Source organism: Delftia sp. (assembly GCF_059499305.1).
This window is the reverse complement of record NZ_JCABYI010000031.1, coordinates 1-15867: the sequence shown is the minus strand read 5'-3', so window position 1 is coordinate 15867 and position 15867 is coordinate 1. Positions and strand designations below refer to the sequence as shown.

The window sequence follows — 15867 nt, the reverse complement described above, 5'->3', positions numbered from 1 at the left end:
ATGAGCCTCAAATCCTCACCAGATTCCCCGAGCACCGCGCAGGACCTGCCGGCGGGTCTCACGCCTGAACTCATGCAATGGGTACGCGACCAGCGCGCATCGGGCATAGGGCCTGCGGCCCTGCTGCGCTCCATGCGCGACGTGGGCTGGAGCGAAGAACTGGCCCGGCGGGCGTTGGACCTGCCCCACCAAGGCGAAGCGGCGCCACCGGCCGTCGTCGTCTCGGCCTCCTCGCTGCCCGAGCCGGACCTCTCCCAGGACCCCACCAGCATCGATGTCGGCGACCGCAAGGTCCAGGTACTGGTCAGCATGCGCAACCCGCGCATCGTGGTCTTCGGCAACCTGCTCTCGCATGAGGAGTGCGACGCCATCATCGCCGCCGCGCGTCCGCGCATGGCGCGCTCGCTCACCGTGGCCACGCAAAGCGGCGGTGAAGAGATCAATGACGACCGCACCAGCAACGGCATGTTCTTCCAGCGCGGGGAAACCGGCATCGTCCGCCAGCTGGAAGAACGCATCGCCCGCCTGCTGCGCTGGCCGCTGGACCACGGCGAAGGCCTGCAGGTGCTGCACTACGGCCCGGGCGCCGAGTACAAGCCCCACCACGACTACTTCGCGCCCGGCGAACCCGGCACGCCTACCATCCTCAAGCGCGGCGGCCAGCGCGTGGGCACCCTGGTCATCTACCTGAACGAGCCCGAGCGAGGCGGCGCAACCATCTTCCCAGAAGTGCCGCTGCAAGTGGTGCCGCGCCGGGGCAACGCCGTCTTCTTCAGCTACGAACGCCCCGATCCCTCCACGCGCACCCTGCACGGCGGCGCGCCCGTGCTGGCCGGCGAAAAATGGATCGCCACCAAATGGCTGCGCGAACGCGAATTCCACTGAGCACCATCGAACCCGGGCGCACCAACCCTTATTGACCTTATATGGCCGCCCATGCCTGCGGGCATGGAAATTCAGTTAGCTTCAAAGCCTGGGTCCACGCGCTCCGCGCGGACCGTCCAGGCCTGACCAGCGCCGGCACGGCCGGCCCTTTTTCCATGAACACTCCCGACCAATCCCAGCTGGGCAAAAGCTCTGCCTACGTCGACCAGTACGCCCCCTCGCTGCTGTTCCCCCTGCCCCGCGCGCCCAAGCGCGAGGAAATCGGCATTCAGGGCAGCCAGATGCCCTTCTTCGGCGCCGACCTGTGGACGGCGTTCGAACTGTCCTGGCTCAACCTGCGCGGCAAGCCGCAGGTGGCGCTCGTGCATTTCACGATTCCCTGCGAGACCCCCAATCTCATCGAAAGCAAGTCGTTCAAGCTCTACCTCAACAGCTTCAACAACACCCGCCTGGCCGACGCTGCCGAAGTCCAGGCACGCCTTCGCACCGACCTGGCCGAAGCACTATGGCGAGGCAGCGAGCAAAAGGGCAGCATCGGCGTGAAGATCATCGGCCTGGACCGCTTCGACCAGGAAATGGTGCAGGAACTGGACGGCCTGCTGCTGGACCGCCTGGACGTGGAATGCACGCAGTACCAGCCCGCCCCAGAGCTGCTGCACGCCAACCACGAGGAAGCGCCCGTCACCGAGACCCTCGTCAGCCACCTGCTCAAGAGCAACTGCCTGGTCACAGGCCAGCCCGACTGGGGCAGCGTGCAGATCCGCTACAGCGGCGCGCAGATCGACCAGGAAGGCCTGCTGCAATACCTGGTGAGCTTCCGCAACCACAACGAATTCCATGAGCAATGCGTGGAACGCATCTTCATGGACATCTGGACCCGCTGCCGCCCCATCAAGCTCTCGGTGTACGCACGCTACACGCGCCGTGGCGGCCTGGACATCAACCCATTCCGCACCAGCCATCCTGGCGCGCTGCCGGCCAACGTGCGCTCTGCACGGCAGTAAAAGAGGCGGCCGGCCATCCTCAAGCCGGCCGTCATTTCAAGCTTTTCACCGGCATGCCGACGCCGCAGCGGCATGCCCGCACTCCTGCCCATCGAGCCCCGCGCCCAGGCTCCTGTCGGCGGCCCGCACCTGAATTCTGAAAAACAGGAATCGTCCTGCATCGATTCAGATTGACTTTTCAGATCACCCTATTTGAGCCTATTTCGCCTCGATTTATCTGCCACGGATGGATCGTCGAAAACACGGAATTCACTAAATAGCTTGCTATTGAAATGACAGCAAAAATCTCCGTCGATGCATTCAGAAACATCGTCAGGAGTTGTCTTAGAGACAAGCGAGAAAAAAGTTCATAGGCTTGGCGGCACAAGAAATGACTTCAGGCAGCAATGAATCGCCGCCGGAAAGTCAGGCATAGGCAGGTGCCTTTTTCCTGCCAATGCCCCACGCAGAACTGTCCTGGCGCGCAGCGCCAAAGCGGCAGTCCACCGCCAACCTTGAGGGAGAGACCATCCATGCATCGCTTTCATTCAGCGCCTTGACGCAGTGCGCTGACGCCAAGGCCCTGTGCCTGGGCACGGCTGATTCCCTGCACATGCGCAATTCGGAAGAACCGCCAGCCACCGCCCTGGTGCCCGCTTATTCCTGAATTGCGTTTTCCCTTTTTCCCGTTTCCGTGATGCACGGCTGCAGCCCTGCGTCCGCCTGCTTACGTCCCTACAGATTCTTCCACCAGCACAGGAGCTTTTGCATGACCACCTTCAATACCTCACTTCAATCTCGCAAGCAACGCGGCCAGGGCATGACCGAGTACATCATCATCGTGGCCCTGATTGGCGTGGCCGCCATTGCCGTCTACCAGTACTTTGGCGAAACCATCCGCGCCCAGACTTCCGGCATTGCCAATGAAGTGGCCGGCAAGTCAGCCAAGAAGGCCATCCAGGCGGCAGAAGCTGCCGCCGGCAAGGCTGATGGAGAGCGCAAGGAAAAGGGCCTCGACGCCTACGAGAACAAGTAAGCGGGCCTGCCCATGCACACCATCACCACCCTGCGCGGCGGTCGGATACGGATACGGAGGCGGGACGGGCAACGCGGGCAGGCACTGATCTACGGCATCTTTGTCCTGATCGGCGCACTGGCCTCGCTGTTCTTTCTGTTCAACACCGGCCAGCTCTCCCAGGAAAAAACCAAGCTCGTCAGCACGGCCGATGCCGTGGCCTACAGCGCCGGCGTGATGCACGCGCGGGCGCTGAATTTCACGGCCTACGGCAATCGCGCCCTGATCGCCAACGAGGTGCTGGTGGCGCAGATGGTGAGCCTGTCCTCGTGGGCGCAATACGCACAGACCCACGCGGAGAACCTGCCCACGCAGTTCCCCGAATGTGCTGACTACACCGGTTGGGGCGCATTGATCGGTGCTGCATTCCACTACAACGAGATGTACGCGATCATGTGCTACGCCACCGTGCAGTACGCGGGCCAGTACATCCAGCAGATGGCCAAGATGGTGCCGTCGCTGGCATTCGATACGGTCACAGCCGTGGAGGCCAACAAACAGGCAATACAGAAGGCGCACAACCTGCTGCACGCCCGCTCCTACCTGCAGAGCATTCGCCGCAGCGTTATGCAGGACGTGGCCCAGGCCAACTACGCGGGCGACGGCAGCGTGAAGGTGCTGCCCCTGGGCCCTGGCATCGCCGTGGCGCTGACTGACGACCTGGATGGATTTACCCAAAGCTATACCGGCAAGGACCGGGGCCGCATGGCAGAGCTGGCCGTGTATGCGGCCCACAGCGACAGATTCACCAAGGAACGCGTCTGGACGGCCGAGGCAGAAGTGCCCGGCCCAGACGAGATCTGCATTGCGAGAGAGCGCAAAAGCGAGGTGCGCCGACGCGGCGGCACCGAACTGGTCAACTACGACGAGTGGATCGCCGAAGACACTGAGTCCTTCTGGCGCGCCCAGCGAAGGGGTGGACTCATCCCACGCTGCCGGCTCAGGGAGGAGCCCATTGCCTGGGGCGAACAGCAGGCCCATCCCGAGGATCAGGATGATTCAGGCGCCTGGTTGGGAGGTGCGCGCACCAACGCAAAGGCGTCCAGCCAGGCCTCATCCAACAAGTGGCGCCAATACACCGGCCTGCCCAGCTACTACGACCTGAGCCAGCCGCAACTGGACAAGAACGACCCCACGCTGCGGTTCAGCGTGCGCCTGTCGCGGGCGCACAGCCAATTGCGCACCTCCGATAGCGCCAGCCAGATAACCAGCACTTCAGACAGCCGCATCAACGCCTATCAGAGCCAGGTCGCCCAAGGCGAAATGGTGGCCGTTGCCACGTCCGAAGTGTTCTTCGAACGCCCTTTGGCACAGCGTCATAACCGCTATGGCGCAAGCCAGGGGCTCCCGCTGGAGCTGCCCAGCCTGTTCAACCCCTACTGGCAGGTACGCCTTATCCACTCCCAAACCGATGTACTTGGCCAGCAGATACGCCAGGGAGGGCAGATCCCATGAACCTCCTGAACCGCGCCCGCTACCCAAGGCGGCAGGCAGGCCAGGCCCTGGTCGAATTCCTGGCCATGGCAGCGCCCCTGCTGGGCCTGTTCCTGCTGATGCCCATGATCGGCAAGTACCAGGACATTGCCCATGCCACCCAGATGGCCAGCCGCTATGCGGCCTTCGATGCCACGGTGCACAACGACGCGGCAGGCAGCTCCAAGCAGCCTGACCAACTGGCAGCCGAAGTGCGCAGGCGCTACTTCAGCCGCCCCGATGCCCCCATCAAGACGGGCGACACGGCAGGTGATTTCGACGCGCACCGCAATCCGCTGTGGACGGACCCTGCAGGCAATCCGCTGATCCCGCGTTTTTCAACCATCTCGGTCAGCTTTGGCGAAAGCCAGTCCACAGCGCACAGCAATGCCTTCAAGGCCAGCAGGGACGGCGTGCCATTTCGCATAGTCCCCCTGGCCAGCCACACACAGCTTGACCTGCGCGCCCAGGGCATATACCGCGCCAACATCTCCGTGCCCCTGGCCAACCTGCCCGCAGGCATCCAAAGCTACACCCCCTTCGACCAACTGAACCTGCGCGTCACACGCCACACCAGCGTGCTTATCGAGCCCTGGGCCTCGCGCTCCGTGGAGCAGACCATGGATCGGTTCGGCCGGCTGGCGCCGCTCAACAGCCTGTTCTCCCCGGTGGAGACACTGCTGGATGTGGCCATACCGGTCTTCGAGTTGATGGAAGTGCCGGCCCCCAAGTTCGGACGCCTGGACCGGTGGCAGGACATCGTTCCGGCAGACAGGCTGAGGGCCGAATGATGACAACGGCCCGCATGCTCCGCTCCATCTGCCTGGGCCTGCTGACGCCAGGGCTCACCCATGCCTTGGCCCAGGCCAACTGGCCCGAGATCCCGCTGCCCGAACACGCCAGGAGCTACCACATCGGCCAGCAGATGGACCTGGACGGCCTGCCCATGCGGCTGACCGGCTTCGCCACCCGCAGCACACCCAGGCAGACCGGCGACTGGTTTGTGCGCACCCTGGGCCAGCCCCTGATGGACGACCAGCGCGATGGCCAGCGCATTCTGGGCCGCGCCCAGGGCGAGCACTACCTCACCATCCGACTGGAACCCGCCCCCGACGGCGGCACGCGTGGCCTTGTCGCTGTCACCCACCTGCGCGCAGCCTTGAGCGGCAAGGCCCGCAGCCAGGGGGAAAGAGCCCGATGGCGGCGCCTGCTGCCAGCGGGAACCGAGATCGCCAGCCTGCTGAACACCCAGGACGGTGGCCAGCTGTCCACCCATCTCGTTGCCACGAACAGGCACGGCGAGGCGCTCAATGCGCAACGCCTCACTGCGGCGCTGCAGGAGCAGGGCTATGCGCTGGAACGCCGCTTCGACGCCGCCACAGACACCAAGGCCCACGCGTTCGGCTCTGAGACCGGCGCCATCACGGTGCTGATGCGCGGCCCGGGCAAAGAGGCGACGGCCGTCATTTCCCGCAATGCGCTGGGCCTCACCAGCATCGTTCTCGTCACCAGCGTGGCGGTGGAGACCGCGCCATGAAGCTTGCCCATCGCCTGCGCGGCCAGTCCTCGGTGGAGTACGCCGTGGTCTGCGCGGCCCTGGCCTTCGCGCTGGGCGTCGGCATGGTGGACAGCAACAGCGTGCTGCACCAGTTGCTGCTCGCCCTGCAGGCTGCCTACCAGAAGTTCAGCTTCGCCCTCTCCCTGCCCATTTGACCCGTCAGCCATGAACTCCGCACTCGCCCGAATCACCGCCCTGCGTCCCAACAAAACCTGGGTCGCTCTTGCCATGGCCCTGGCCATCGGCCTGGGCGCAGCCGTCATTGCACGCAGTTACCTGCATCGCCAGATGGAGGCCATAGAAGCGCGCGGAAAAAGCAAAACCCGGCCGCTGATCGTTGCCAAGCGCAATCTCAGCAAAGGCGATCCCATCTCCAAGGAGACCATTGCCGTGCGCGACGTTCCCCATGACTACGCGCACTCGCTGGCCATCGGCCCCGAGGATTTTTCCCGCATTGCAGGCCGCGCGCTGGAGCATGGCATGCAGCACGGCGACATCCTGCTGTGGAACCTGCTCGAAGGCGACAAGGTGCCGACCTTCTCGGCCCGCATCGAGGTCGGACGGCGCGCCATCACCGTGCATGTGGACGAGATCAACTCCATCTCCGGCCTGCTGGAGCCGGGGGATGCCATCGACCTGATGCTCACCCTGGATCAGAAAGGCCGCAAGACCACCTTTCCACTGCTGCAGAACGTCCAGGTCATGGCCACCGGCCAGCGGTCCGTGGATGACCCCAGAAGCGGTGAGCGGCGCCAGTACTCCACGGTCACGCTGGACACCTCCAAGGCGCAGGCCCGCAGCGTGATCATCGCGCGCGAGGCGGGAAAGATCACCGCCTTGCTGCGCAATCCCAAGGACTCGGAGGTTGTCGAAGAAGACAGCGCTGCCATGGCCGCCCTGCTGGGCCTGGCAGGCGACGTGCAGTCCCTGATTCAGACAGCGGGCGCAGCGCAATCGCCGGGCCGAACCGTTCCCGTGCTCTATGGCGGGCGCCGCCTGGACTTCAAGCCCGAAGACCTGCTGCTGCGCCAGGACAAGGCCCCCGATGCCGGCGAAGGCCCGCCTGAGGCAGCCGCAGCCCCCACGCCTGTGCAGCCAGCCCCGCAAGCCGCATTGCAACCAGGCCAGGCTCCCCTTTTTCCCGCGTCCTTCCCGATCCAGCCAGGCGCGTTGCCTCGCTGACGGCACCTCACCTGCTCCTGCCTTTTTCTTCGCTCCATGCGCCTGATCCCAATGTCCATCCGTTCAGCCCCCACTGCATCCCTGTCCGCCCGCTCCAGTCCAACGCCCTTTCTGCATGCCCTGCGCTGCGGCTTCGTGCTGGCCCTGGGCTGGGGTCTGGCCGGCGCCGCAACAGCCCAGACGTCAGAGGGTGCAGCGGGCTCTGAACAGTCCCTCGGCATGCCGGGTGGATTCGCCCCCATGCTGCAGGGAGTGCCCAGCCGCGAGGCAGCGGCGGGCCAGCCGTACCGCCCCATACAGAAACCGGACGACCAGGCTCAGGTGCCGGAAATAGAAATGTTCGTGGGCGAATCGCGCGTCTTCCCCAGCCCCGGCGTGGCGCGCATTGCCGTGGGCAATGGCCGGGTGCTGACGGCCGCCGCGCTGGACGAGCGCGAGGTCATCATCTTCGCCAACGAGATCGGCACCTCCTCGCTGTTCGTGTGGAACGCCGACGGCCGATATCAGCGCGTCAAGATCCATGTGGTGCGCGGCGACACAAGCCGCCATGCGCGCGAGATCGCAGCCTTTCTCAGCACCATCCCCAACGCGCGGGCCTCCATCATCGGTGACAAGGTCGTGGTCGAAGGGGACCATCTCAGCGATGTCGATCTCAAGAAGATCGAAGACCTCAGAAAGCACTACCCGCAGATCATCAACTTCACCAACCAGATCGGCTGGGAGCAGATGGTGCTCATGGACGTGAAGGTGGTCGAATTCCCGGTCAATGAACTGCGCGAATTCGGCTTGCGCTGGACCTCCCAGGGCGGGGCCAGCGTGGGAGGCATCTGGGCGCCGGCGCGGCGCGGCCATCAGCCCGGTCTGGTCATCGGCGTCCAGAACCCGCCAATCACCCCGGACAGCGGTGACAAAGGCCCGCTGCCCCAAGGCCTGAACATCCTCACCGCCGTCAACATGGGCCTGACCGCAAAGCTGGACCTGCTGGCCCGCGACGGAAAGGCCAGCATTCTTGCCCAGCCCCAGCTGTCGGCGCGCAACGGCTCCAAGGCCGAGTTCCTGGCCGGTGGCGAATATCCGTACTCCGTGGCCACGATCTACGGCCCCGTGGTCATGTTCAAGCCCTACGGCGTCAAGCTGCGCATCACGCCGCGCGTGGACCGCAACGGCGTCATCAGGGCCGAGATCGACAGCGAGGTCAGCAACATCGACCCGTCGTTCTCCACGCCCTCGGGGCCCGGGTTGAGCACTCGGCGCACCTTCACCGAATTCAACGTCCAGGACGGCGAGACCATGGTGCTGGCCGGCTTGCTGTCGCGCAAGGGTGGCGACAACGTCGACAAGGTTCCCTTCCTGGGAGACCTGCCCGTGCTGGGTGCCCTGTTCCGGTCCCAGCGATTCCAGAACGAAGAGACCGAATTGGTGGTCTTCGTCACGCCCACGGTGATCAACAGCCGATCGCCGGGCCTGCTGCAGCGCGTGGAAGACGCCGGTGCGCGCCTGGGCCAGCGCTACGGTCCCCAGCCCTACCTGACCGAACCCGGCCCTGCGCCCGAGCATCCTCCCCGGCTGGCGCCCCTGCCTGTGGCCAGCGCAAGCGCCAGCATCGCGGCGCCTGTGCAGGAACTCCCCGCGCCAGTGCGGCCCCTGCCCGCACCGGCCACCGCGACCCTGCCCGAACACTGGCCCGCCCTGCCGCACACCGGCAACCCGCTGGCCTCCGCGGCAGCAGCGGACCAGCCGCTGGTCAACCACTGGCGCGTGGTGCATGACGGGCTGGCCTTGCATGCCGAACCTCGGGCGCAAAGCGACACCCTGCTGCAACTGGGCCAAGGCAGTTTCGTGCGTGCCGCACCCGGTTCATCTGCCGCCCACAACCCGCACTCCGGCTGGCGCGCGGTGGCGGTCGCAGCCCTGACGGGCTGGGTGCGCGATGAAAGCCTGCAGCCCGTCGCGCACGTCCCCGGCATGAAGCCCGCACCCGACGGACCCCATGCGCGCCAGGCGCGGCAAGGCCGGGCTCTCACGCCCCATGAATCCGGCGCCACCACGGGCCACTCCGCACCAGGCACCTACCGTGTGGGCCTTGATCGGCTTGCCCTTCGCGTGTCCCCCGACATCAACGCCCCCGTCCTCCAGAACCTGCCCGTGGGCAGCCTTGTGCAAGTGCTGCCCCAGGCCCCGCAGGCCCAGTTCTCGGCCGTGCGCATCAATGACCGGCTGGGCTGGGCCGAGACCCAGTGGCTTTCTCCCCTGACCTCCGCAACCGGCAGCCCCCCATGATCGACCTTGAAATCATCCACCCCGACGGCCGGCACCAGCCGTTGAGCGTGCCCGATATGTGCTCCATCGGCAAAGGCTCCCAGTGCGAAGTCCGCCTGGACAACTGGCGCCTTGCCAAGGAGCATGCACGCCTTTTCACCAGCCCCTCGGGCGTGCTGATCGACGACGCAGGCAGCTTCGGCGGCGTGCTGGTCAACGGTCAGCGCATCACCGCCCAATACGGCCCGCTGCAAAACGGCGACCTCATCGGCATTGGCCCGTTCCAGTTGCGCATCCTGAACAGCGGTGAAGAGCCGCAAGCCGCGCCTTTTCCTGTACCGGCCGCAGCGCATGCCGCCACCACAGCGCCCATGCAGAGCACACAGGACACGCCGCTGGCAGTGCCTGCCGACGCGCCCGAGCCTGCGGCAGCCGAGCCCGGGGACGCCCACTTGCAGGCGCTGCAATTCGAATGGCGCAAGCGCCTGCACACCAAGCTCATCGACACCATGGACCTGCGCCGCCATGACGTCTCCAGCATGTCCGACGAACACCTGCGCGCCGAGGCGGACCGGCTCATCGCCAGAACGCTGCAGGACATGGACGACGAGATACCGGCCCAGCTGGACCGCAACGCGCTGCGCAGGCAGGTTCTGGACGAGGCCGTGGGGCTGGGGCCGCTGGAGGAATTGCTGGCCGACGAAACGGTCAGCGAAATCATGGTCAACCGCTTCGACGAAATCTATGTCGAGCGCGCGGGGCGCCTGCAAAAGCATGCCCTGAGCTTCACCAGCGATCGCGCCGTCATGGGCGTGATCGAGCGCATCGTGGCACCGCTGGGCCGGCGCATCGACGAATCCTCGCCCATGGTCGATGCACGGCTCAAGGACGGCTCGCGCGTCAACGCCATCATCGCGCCGCTGGCGCTCAAGGGCTCCACGCTGACCATCCGCAAGTTCGCCAGGCGCAAGCTCAATGCCGCCGACCTTGTGCAGTTCGGCGCGCTCAGCCCGGCCATGGCCGACTTCCTGCGCATCTGCGTGGAGGCCCGCAAGAACATCATCGTCTCGGGCGGCACGGGGTCTGGCAAGACCACGCTGCTCAACATCCTGTCCAACTTCATCCCGTCCGGCGAACGCGTGATCACCGTCGAGGACGCCGCCGAACTCAAGCTGGCCCACGAGCATTTGATCAGCCTGGAGTCGCGCCCCGCGAATGTCGAAGGCAAGGGCGGCGTGCCCATCCGAGAACTGGTGCGCAACACCCTGCGCATGCGCCCGGACCGCATCGTGGTCGGCGAATGCCGCGGCGCCGAGGCGCTGGACATGCTCCAGGCCATGAACACGGGCCATGAGGGATCTCTGACCACGCTGCACGCCAACACCCCGCGAGACGGGCTCGCCCGGCTGGAGACCATGGTGCTGATGGCCGGCATGGAACTGCCCTTGGCGGCCATACGCGAGCAGATCGCCAGCGCCGTGGACATCATCGTGCAGCAGACCCGCTTTGCCTGCGGCACACGCCTGGTCACCCACATCTGCGAAGTCAGCGGCATGGAAAGCGGAAAGATCCAGCTGCAGGAGCTGTTCCGCTTTGCCAACAAAGGCTACGCCGCCCAGGCCAACGGCCTGGCCAAGGTGCAGGGCCTGTTCACCGGCTGCGACGTCGTTCCCCACTTCTACGACGAACTGCGCGCCAGCGGCCATGCGCTGGACCTGGATATCTTCCGTCCGGGCTCCGAGAGCGCGGACCTGCATGCCGGAGAGCGGCCATGAGCGGGCTCTCGCCAGACACCGTCCTGGCCCTGATCACGGCCGTGGTCGCCCTCTGCGTCGGTCTGCTGACATGGCTGGCCTTGGACCTGGGAGGCTCCACGCTCAGGCGCTACCGGGCCGGCTTCACGGAGCGCGCCGGCTTTCAGGCCGCGGAATTCTTCCTCTTCATCGACCCGCGCAAACTCTTCCTGGCCAACCTGGCAGTCATGTCGCTGGGCGGCGTGCTGGTGTGGCTGGTCAGCGGCAGCCATCTGCTGGCTGTGCCCGCCTTCTTCGCGCTGGGGCTGCTGCCCCGGCTGCTGTACCGGCACATGCGCAAGCGCCGGCTGCGCAAGTTTGAAGAGCAGTTGCCCGATGCGCTGATGATGCTCAGCGGCGGCCTGCGCGCCGGCATTGGCCTGAGCAGCGCCATCGCCCAGCTTGTGGCCGAGTCCCGCCCGCCGCTGAGCCAGGAGTTCTCGCTGATGCTGCGCGAGCAGCGCCTGGGCGTATCCCTGGAACAGGCACTCAATCACCTGAGCCTGCGCGTGCCCACCCAAAGCACCGTGCTCATCACCTCGGCCATGCGCATCGCCAGCGAAACCGGAGGCGGCCTGGCCGAGACCATGGAACGCACGGCCTCCACCGTGCGCAGCCGCCTGCAGATGGAAGCCAAGATCGGCTCCCTCACCGCCCAGGGAAAACTGCAGGCCTGGGTCGTCGGCGCCCTGCCCCTCGTCCTCATGCTCATCCTCGACCGGATGGAGCCTGAAGCCATGTCCATGCTCTGGCACTCCCGCGTGGGCTGGGGGGCGCTGGCCGTGATCGCCTGCTTCGAGGCCATGGGCATCTATGTCATCCGAAAGATCGTCGCCATCGACGTCTGAAGGCCGCACCATGGACTCCAACACCGTGATACTCGCCCTGATCGCTGTGGCAGCCGGACTCAGTGCTGCCCTGGTGGCCTGGCTCCTGGGCCACTCGATGAGCAGCGTTCCCGCCGAGGACCGCAGCTACAAGGATCCGCCGCCACTGGCCCTGCGCATGGTCTGGTGGCCCATCCAGTGGATCAGCCACCACCTGTCGCCCCGGCTCGGAACGGGCAGAACCGCGCAAGCCGTGCAACTGCGGTTGCGACAGGCGGGACTGGACTACGCGCTCAGTCCTGCGCAGTTCATCGCCAGCCGCATCGTCGGCGCCGGGATGGCCGCGCTGGCGGCCTGGTGGCTCGTCTCCAGCTTCGACGGCCTGCCCCGGGGCGCCGATGGCGGTGTACGCCACATCGCCCTGCCCATCTATCTGCAGGCCATGGCCGCAGGCGCACTGCTGGGCTGGGCCTACCCCGCCATCTGGCTCAGGGATCGCATCGCCGTGCGCCGGCGCGAACTGCTGCGCATGCTGCCCTTCTTCCTGGACATCATCACGCTGTGCGTGGAAGCCGGCCTGAACATGCAGGGCGCCATGACCCAGGCCGTGGCCAAAGGCCCCCAGGGACTGGTGCGTGACGAATTCCAGCGCGTGCTGCGCGATATACGCGCCGGCAAGGCGCGTGCCGAAGCACTGCGCGGCATGGCCGAGCGCCTGAACGAACCGAGCGTCGCCAACTTCACCTCCGCCGTGATCCAGGCAGAGAGCATGGGCATGAACCTCGGCCCCGTGCTGCGGGCACAGGCCGATCAGCGCCGCTCCGAACGCTTCATGCGCGCGGAAAAACTCGCGATGGAAGCGCCCGTGAAGATGCTGTTTCCGCTGATCGCCTTCATCTTTCCCTGCACCTTCATCGTCTTGCTGTTCCCCATAGCGATGAAGCTGCTGAACTCGGGACTGTGATGCAGATGCCGCCCTCCCCCTTCCTGGTGCGCCAGGCCTGCGGCTTCTGGCAGCGCCTTGCCGGCCTCATGGGCCAGGCCCAACCCGCCGCCCGCTGCGCATTGCTCATCGCGCGCTGCACCAGCGTGCACACCTGCTTCATGCGGCAGGCCATCGACATCGTCTACCTCGATCGGCAGGGCCGCATCACCGGCCTGCGTCCAGGCGTTGCGCCCTGGCGCCTCAGCCGGGGCGAACGCGGCAGCAGGCATGTGCTGGAGATGCGTGCAGGTGCCATCGCCTGCCAGGGCCTGGTGCCGGGCATGCAGTTGCAGCCCTGGCCCATCGAAGGTGCCGGGGCTGCGCTGAACGTCTGCGCCTTCACCCCTGACGGGTCCAACTCCTAATGCAACGCCGCGGAGGTGCCCACACAACGCATTGCCCAGAACACACCAAAGTGAATTGCCAGCCGGCCCTGCCGGCCCTCCTCCACTACGCATTGAAAAACCGACGGACATGCACCATCCATCCATCACCTCTCCCACAGACCACGGTGCCACGCACATGCGGCTGACACACCCTTCATCCTGGCTACTGGCCTGCGCCGCTGGCCTGGCCCTGACCGCCTGCGGTGGCAGCTCCGGCAACGAAGGCGGCGCGGGAGACCCAGGCCCCGGAGGCACCGCCAGTTCCGGCGTCTTCATCGCCCCCTCAGGCCCGCTGTGCACCAAACTCAGCAGCACGGGCAGCTGTCTGCAACCCACCTCATCGGCCATTGAGGAGTCTGACCTGATCAAACTCATCACCGATCCCGATGCACAAACGTCGTTGATCGATTTCAGCGGCATGGGTGTGATCCACAACACCACACTCACCTATAGCCAGCAGCCGGGCCAGGCCATCGAAAGCAGTTTCATCTACAGCTCCTACGGCATGGCAAGGCGCGACTTCCAGGTAGGGCGCAACACCTTCATCGTGCAGGGCAGGCAGTACCCGCAAGTCACGCACTACCCGGAGGCGGGCCAGAGCCACTACAAGAACATCAGCGGCGATGCAGGCGTCATCTTCCTCGTAGGACCACCGGACCAGCACGAGGAAGGCATCTGGGGCACCACCTTCTCGGAAGGCCAGAACCTCAGCATGGTCGGCCGCATGCCCAACATGCGCAGCGAAAACACCAACTGGATTTCCGCCATCAGACTGCTCACCGACCAGAGCCAGGCGCCGAGCGAGCCGACCGTGACCTATATCGGCAGTGTCAGCACGCTGGCCGGCACGGCACAACGGCTGGACCCGTACACCACCGACATACTGGACACCGGCGTCAACTACGAGGCGGAATTCAATACGGCCACGGGCAAGCTCACTGGCGTAAAGATCGACTACACAGACCCCAAAAGCCAGAGGCGCACAGTGATGGAAGTGCCAGAGCTGACGTTTGTGAACTCGCAGTTGATCCCTGACTCGCGCAGCCAACGCATCAACGTCGTGCTGGAAGGCCCTGCGAGCGACGTCCGCGCAGATGCTCCACGGCCCGACACACCCCTCACCCGGCAGGACTACACCCTCGATGGCCTCGAAGGCGAAATCACCGGCAAGCAGGCCGAGATCATCCACATCCTCGGCGCCGGCCCCCAGGGCACCATGCAATTGATGCTGATGCGCAAGGACAAGGCCGGACCGGACGTGCCCATCCACATCCCCCTGCCACACCCAAACAGGCCCTGAAGCATGGCCAGCGGGTGGATACAAGCCCGTCCGCTGGCCGCAAACCTGCAGGCATCCTCATGCGCCAGAGCACCTCATTCCGCAGGCCGCGCCAGCGCGGCAGCGCCATGGTCGAGTTCACCGTGGTCGGCCCCATCATCACCCTGCTGGGGCTGGCCCTGCTGCAGTACGGCCTGGTTTTCTTCAACAAGAACCAGATCAATCACGCCAGCTTCATGGCCGCCCGCGCGGGCACCATGGCCCATGCGCGCATGGACGATATCCGTGACGCCTATCTGCGCGCCATGGTTCCGCTGTATGGCGGTGGCAGCAACAGCACCGAACTGGCGGATGCCAAGGCCAAGGCCAAGGCCGACCTTAAAGACCACCTGCGCATCGACCTCATCAACCCCACGCGCGAGAGCTTCGAGGACTGGAGCGAGCCCCACCTGAAAGAGAAATATGGCGTGCCCGCCATCCCCAACGCCGGCCTGGCGCACCGGGACAAAAAAGACATTGGCAGCAAGTCGGGCCAGAGCGTGCAGGACGCCAACCTGCTCAAGATCCGCGTCACCCACGGCTACGAACTCAAGATCCCGCTGGTGCGCGGCATCTACCAGCACTACCTGCGCTGGCTGGACGACGGCAGCGACCCCTTCCACACCGAACTCATCCAGCACGGTCGACTGCCCATCGTCGCGCAGGCCACCTTGCACATGCAAAGCGACGCTATGGAAAGCGATGCCACGGTATCCATCCCCGACACAGGCAACAAGGGCAATCCGCAGGACCCAGGCCAGCCCGATACATCGGAACCCGGTGAACCGCCCGATTGCGAAACCGTGGGCTGCACCACGGTCGGGCCGCCGGGGCCGGGCGATGAGGGCGATGAAGACGACGGCGGCGATGGCACCGGAGATGGAGGAGATGGAAATGGAGATGGAGGCAATGGAGATGGAAACGACAACGACTGTAAAGGGGCTGACTGCCCCAACTGCACGGGAGACGCATGATGTTGAATAGACCCCATCTCACCCCCCTGCTGGGCAGCGCCCTGCTGTGCATCGCCTCACTGCTGGCCCAGGCCTCCCCCGCAGCCGCCGCCCCCAACCTGGGCGGCGGCTCCAGCAAATGCGACCCCACCGTGCAAAGCTGCGCCCCCGGCGCGGGCGGCGGCATCGA

Annotated in this window: 15 protein-coding genes; all 15 read left to right on the top strand. The window is 65.6% G+C overall.

All coding sequences use genetic code 11. From position 1 onward, the window contains the following. The 15 genes from AC5I49_RS21170 (at position 1) to AC5I49_RS21100 (ending at position 15698) form a co-directional block, all read left to right on the top strand. The gene (locus tag AC5I49_RS21170) at positions 1–885 is read left to right on the top strand and encodes a 2OG-Fe(II) oxygenase (protein ID WP_016447807.1); all 885 of its coding nucleotides are present in this window, start codon (positions 1–3) and stop codon (positions 883–885) included. Positions 886–1040: 155 nt separating this feature from the next. Then, a complete protein-coding gene (gene queF / locus AC5I49_RS21165) occupies positions 1041–1889 on the top strand; it encodes an NADPH-dependent 7-cyano-7-deazaguanine reductase QueF (protein WP_495789852.1) in 849 nt (282 codons plus the stop codon). Positions 1890–2637: 748 nt separating this feature from the next. Further along, positions 2638–2904: a Flp family type IVb pilin gene (locus AC5I49_RS21160; RefSeq protein ID WP_016447810.1), complete on the top strand. Its 267-nt coding sequence runs from the start codon at positions 2638–2640 to the stop codon at positions 2902–2904. Positions 2905–2916: 12 nt separating this feature from the next. Beyond that, positions 2917–4398: a pilus assembly protein TadG-related protein gene (locus tag AC5I49_RS21155; protein ID WP_495789851.1), complete on the top strand. Its 1482-nt coding sequence runs from the start codon at positions 2917–2919 to the stop codon at positions 4396–4398. Continuing rightward, entirely contained in the window at positions 4395–5207 is an 813-nt protein-coding gene (locus AC5I49_RS21150) for a TadE/TadG family type IV pilus assembly protein (protein ID WP_479931596.1), read from the top strand. Before AC5I49_RS21155 ends, AC5I49_RS21150 begins: the two co-directional genes overlap by 4 nt. Positions 5208–5221: 14 nt before the next feature. Beyond that, a complete protein-coding gene (locus AC5I49_RS21145; protein WP_254787843.1) occupies positions 5222–5953 on the top strand; it encodes a hypothetical protein in 732 nt (243 codons plus the stop codon). Next, positions 5950–6129, top strand: coding sequence for a hypothetical protein (locus AC5I49_RS21140; protein WP_016447814.1), 180 nt, complete (start codon positions 5950–5952; stop codon positions 6127–6129). Before AC5I49_RS21145 ends, AC5I49_RS21140 begins: the two co-directional genes overlap by 4 nt. A gap of 10 nt (positions 6130–6139) precedes the next feature. After that, complete coding sequence (cpaB, locus tag AC5I49_RS21135; protein WP_495789850.1) at positions 6140–7156, top strand: Flp pilus assembly protein CpaB; 1017 nt, start codon at positions 6140–6142, stop codon at positions 7154–7156. Positions 7157–7396: 240 nt separating this feature from the next. Continuing rightward, the gene (locus tag AC5I49_RS21130; protein WP_495789849.1) at positions 7397–9436 is read left to right on the top strand and encodes a secretin GspD/PilQ domain-containing protein; all 2040 of its coding nucleotides are present in this window, start codon (positions 7397–7399) and stop codon (positions 9434–9436) included. Continuing rightward, the gene (locus tag AC5I49_RS21125; protein ID WP_495789848.1) at positions 9433–11190 is read left to right on the top strand and encodes a TadA family conjugal transfer-associated ATPase; all 1758 of its coding nucleotides are present in this window, start codon (positions 9433–9435) and stop codon (positions 11188–11190) included. Before AC5I49_RS21130 ends, AC5I49_RS21125 begins: the two co-directional genes overlap by 4 nt. Beyond that, on the top strand, positions 11187–12056 hold the full coding sequence (locus AC5I49_RS21120) for a type II secretion system F family protein (protein ID WP_016451158.1): 870 nt from the start codon (positions 11187–11189) through the stop codon (positions 12054–12056). The genes AC5I49_RS21125 and AC5I49_RS21120 overlap by 4 nt, the downstream gene beginning before the upstream one ends. A 10-nt stretch (positions 12057–12066) precedes the next feature. Then, positions 12067–12999: a type II secretion system F family protein gene (locus AC5I49_RS21115; protein WP_495789847.1), complete on the top strand. Its 933-nt coding sequence runs from the start codon at positions 12067–12069 to the stop codon at positions 12997–12999. Between the two features lie 5 nt (positions 13000–13004). Further along, complete coding sequence (locus AC5I49_RS21110) at positions 13005–13385, top strand: DUF192 domain-containing protein (protein WP_227468440.1); 381 nt, start codon at positions 13005–13007, stop codon at positions 13383–13385. A 157-nt stretch (positions 13386–13542) separates the two neighbouring features. Next, positions 13543–14706: a hypothetical protein gene (locus tag AC5I49_RS21105; protein WP_392450005.1), complete on the top strand. Its 1164-nt coding sequence runs from the start codon at positions 13543–13545 to the stop codon at positions 14704–14706. 59 nt (positions 14707–14765) lie between these two features. Beyond that, positions 14766–15698 carry a TadE/TadG family type IV pilus assembly protein gene (locus AC5I49_RS21100; RefSeq protein ID WP_277848877.1) on the top strand — a complete coding sequence of 311 codons (933 nt, stop codon included), beginning with the start codon at positions 14766–14768 and terminating at the stop codon, positions 15696–15698. The last annotated feature ends 169 nt before the right edge of the window (positions 15699–15867 follow it).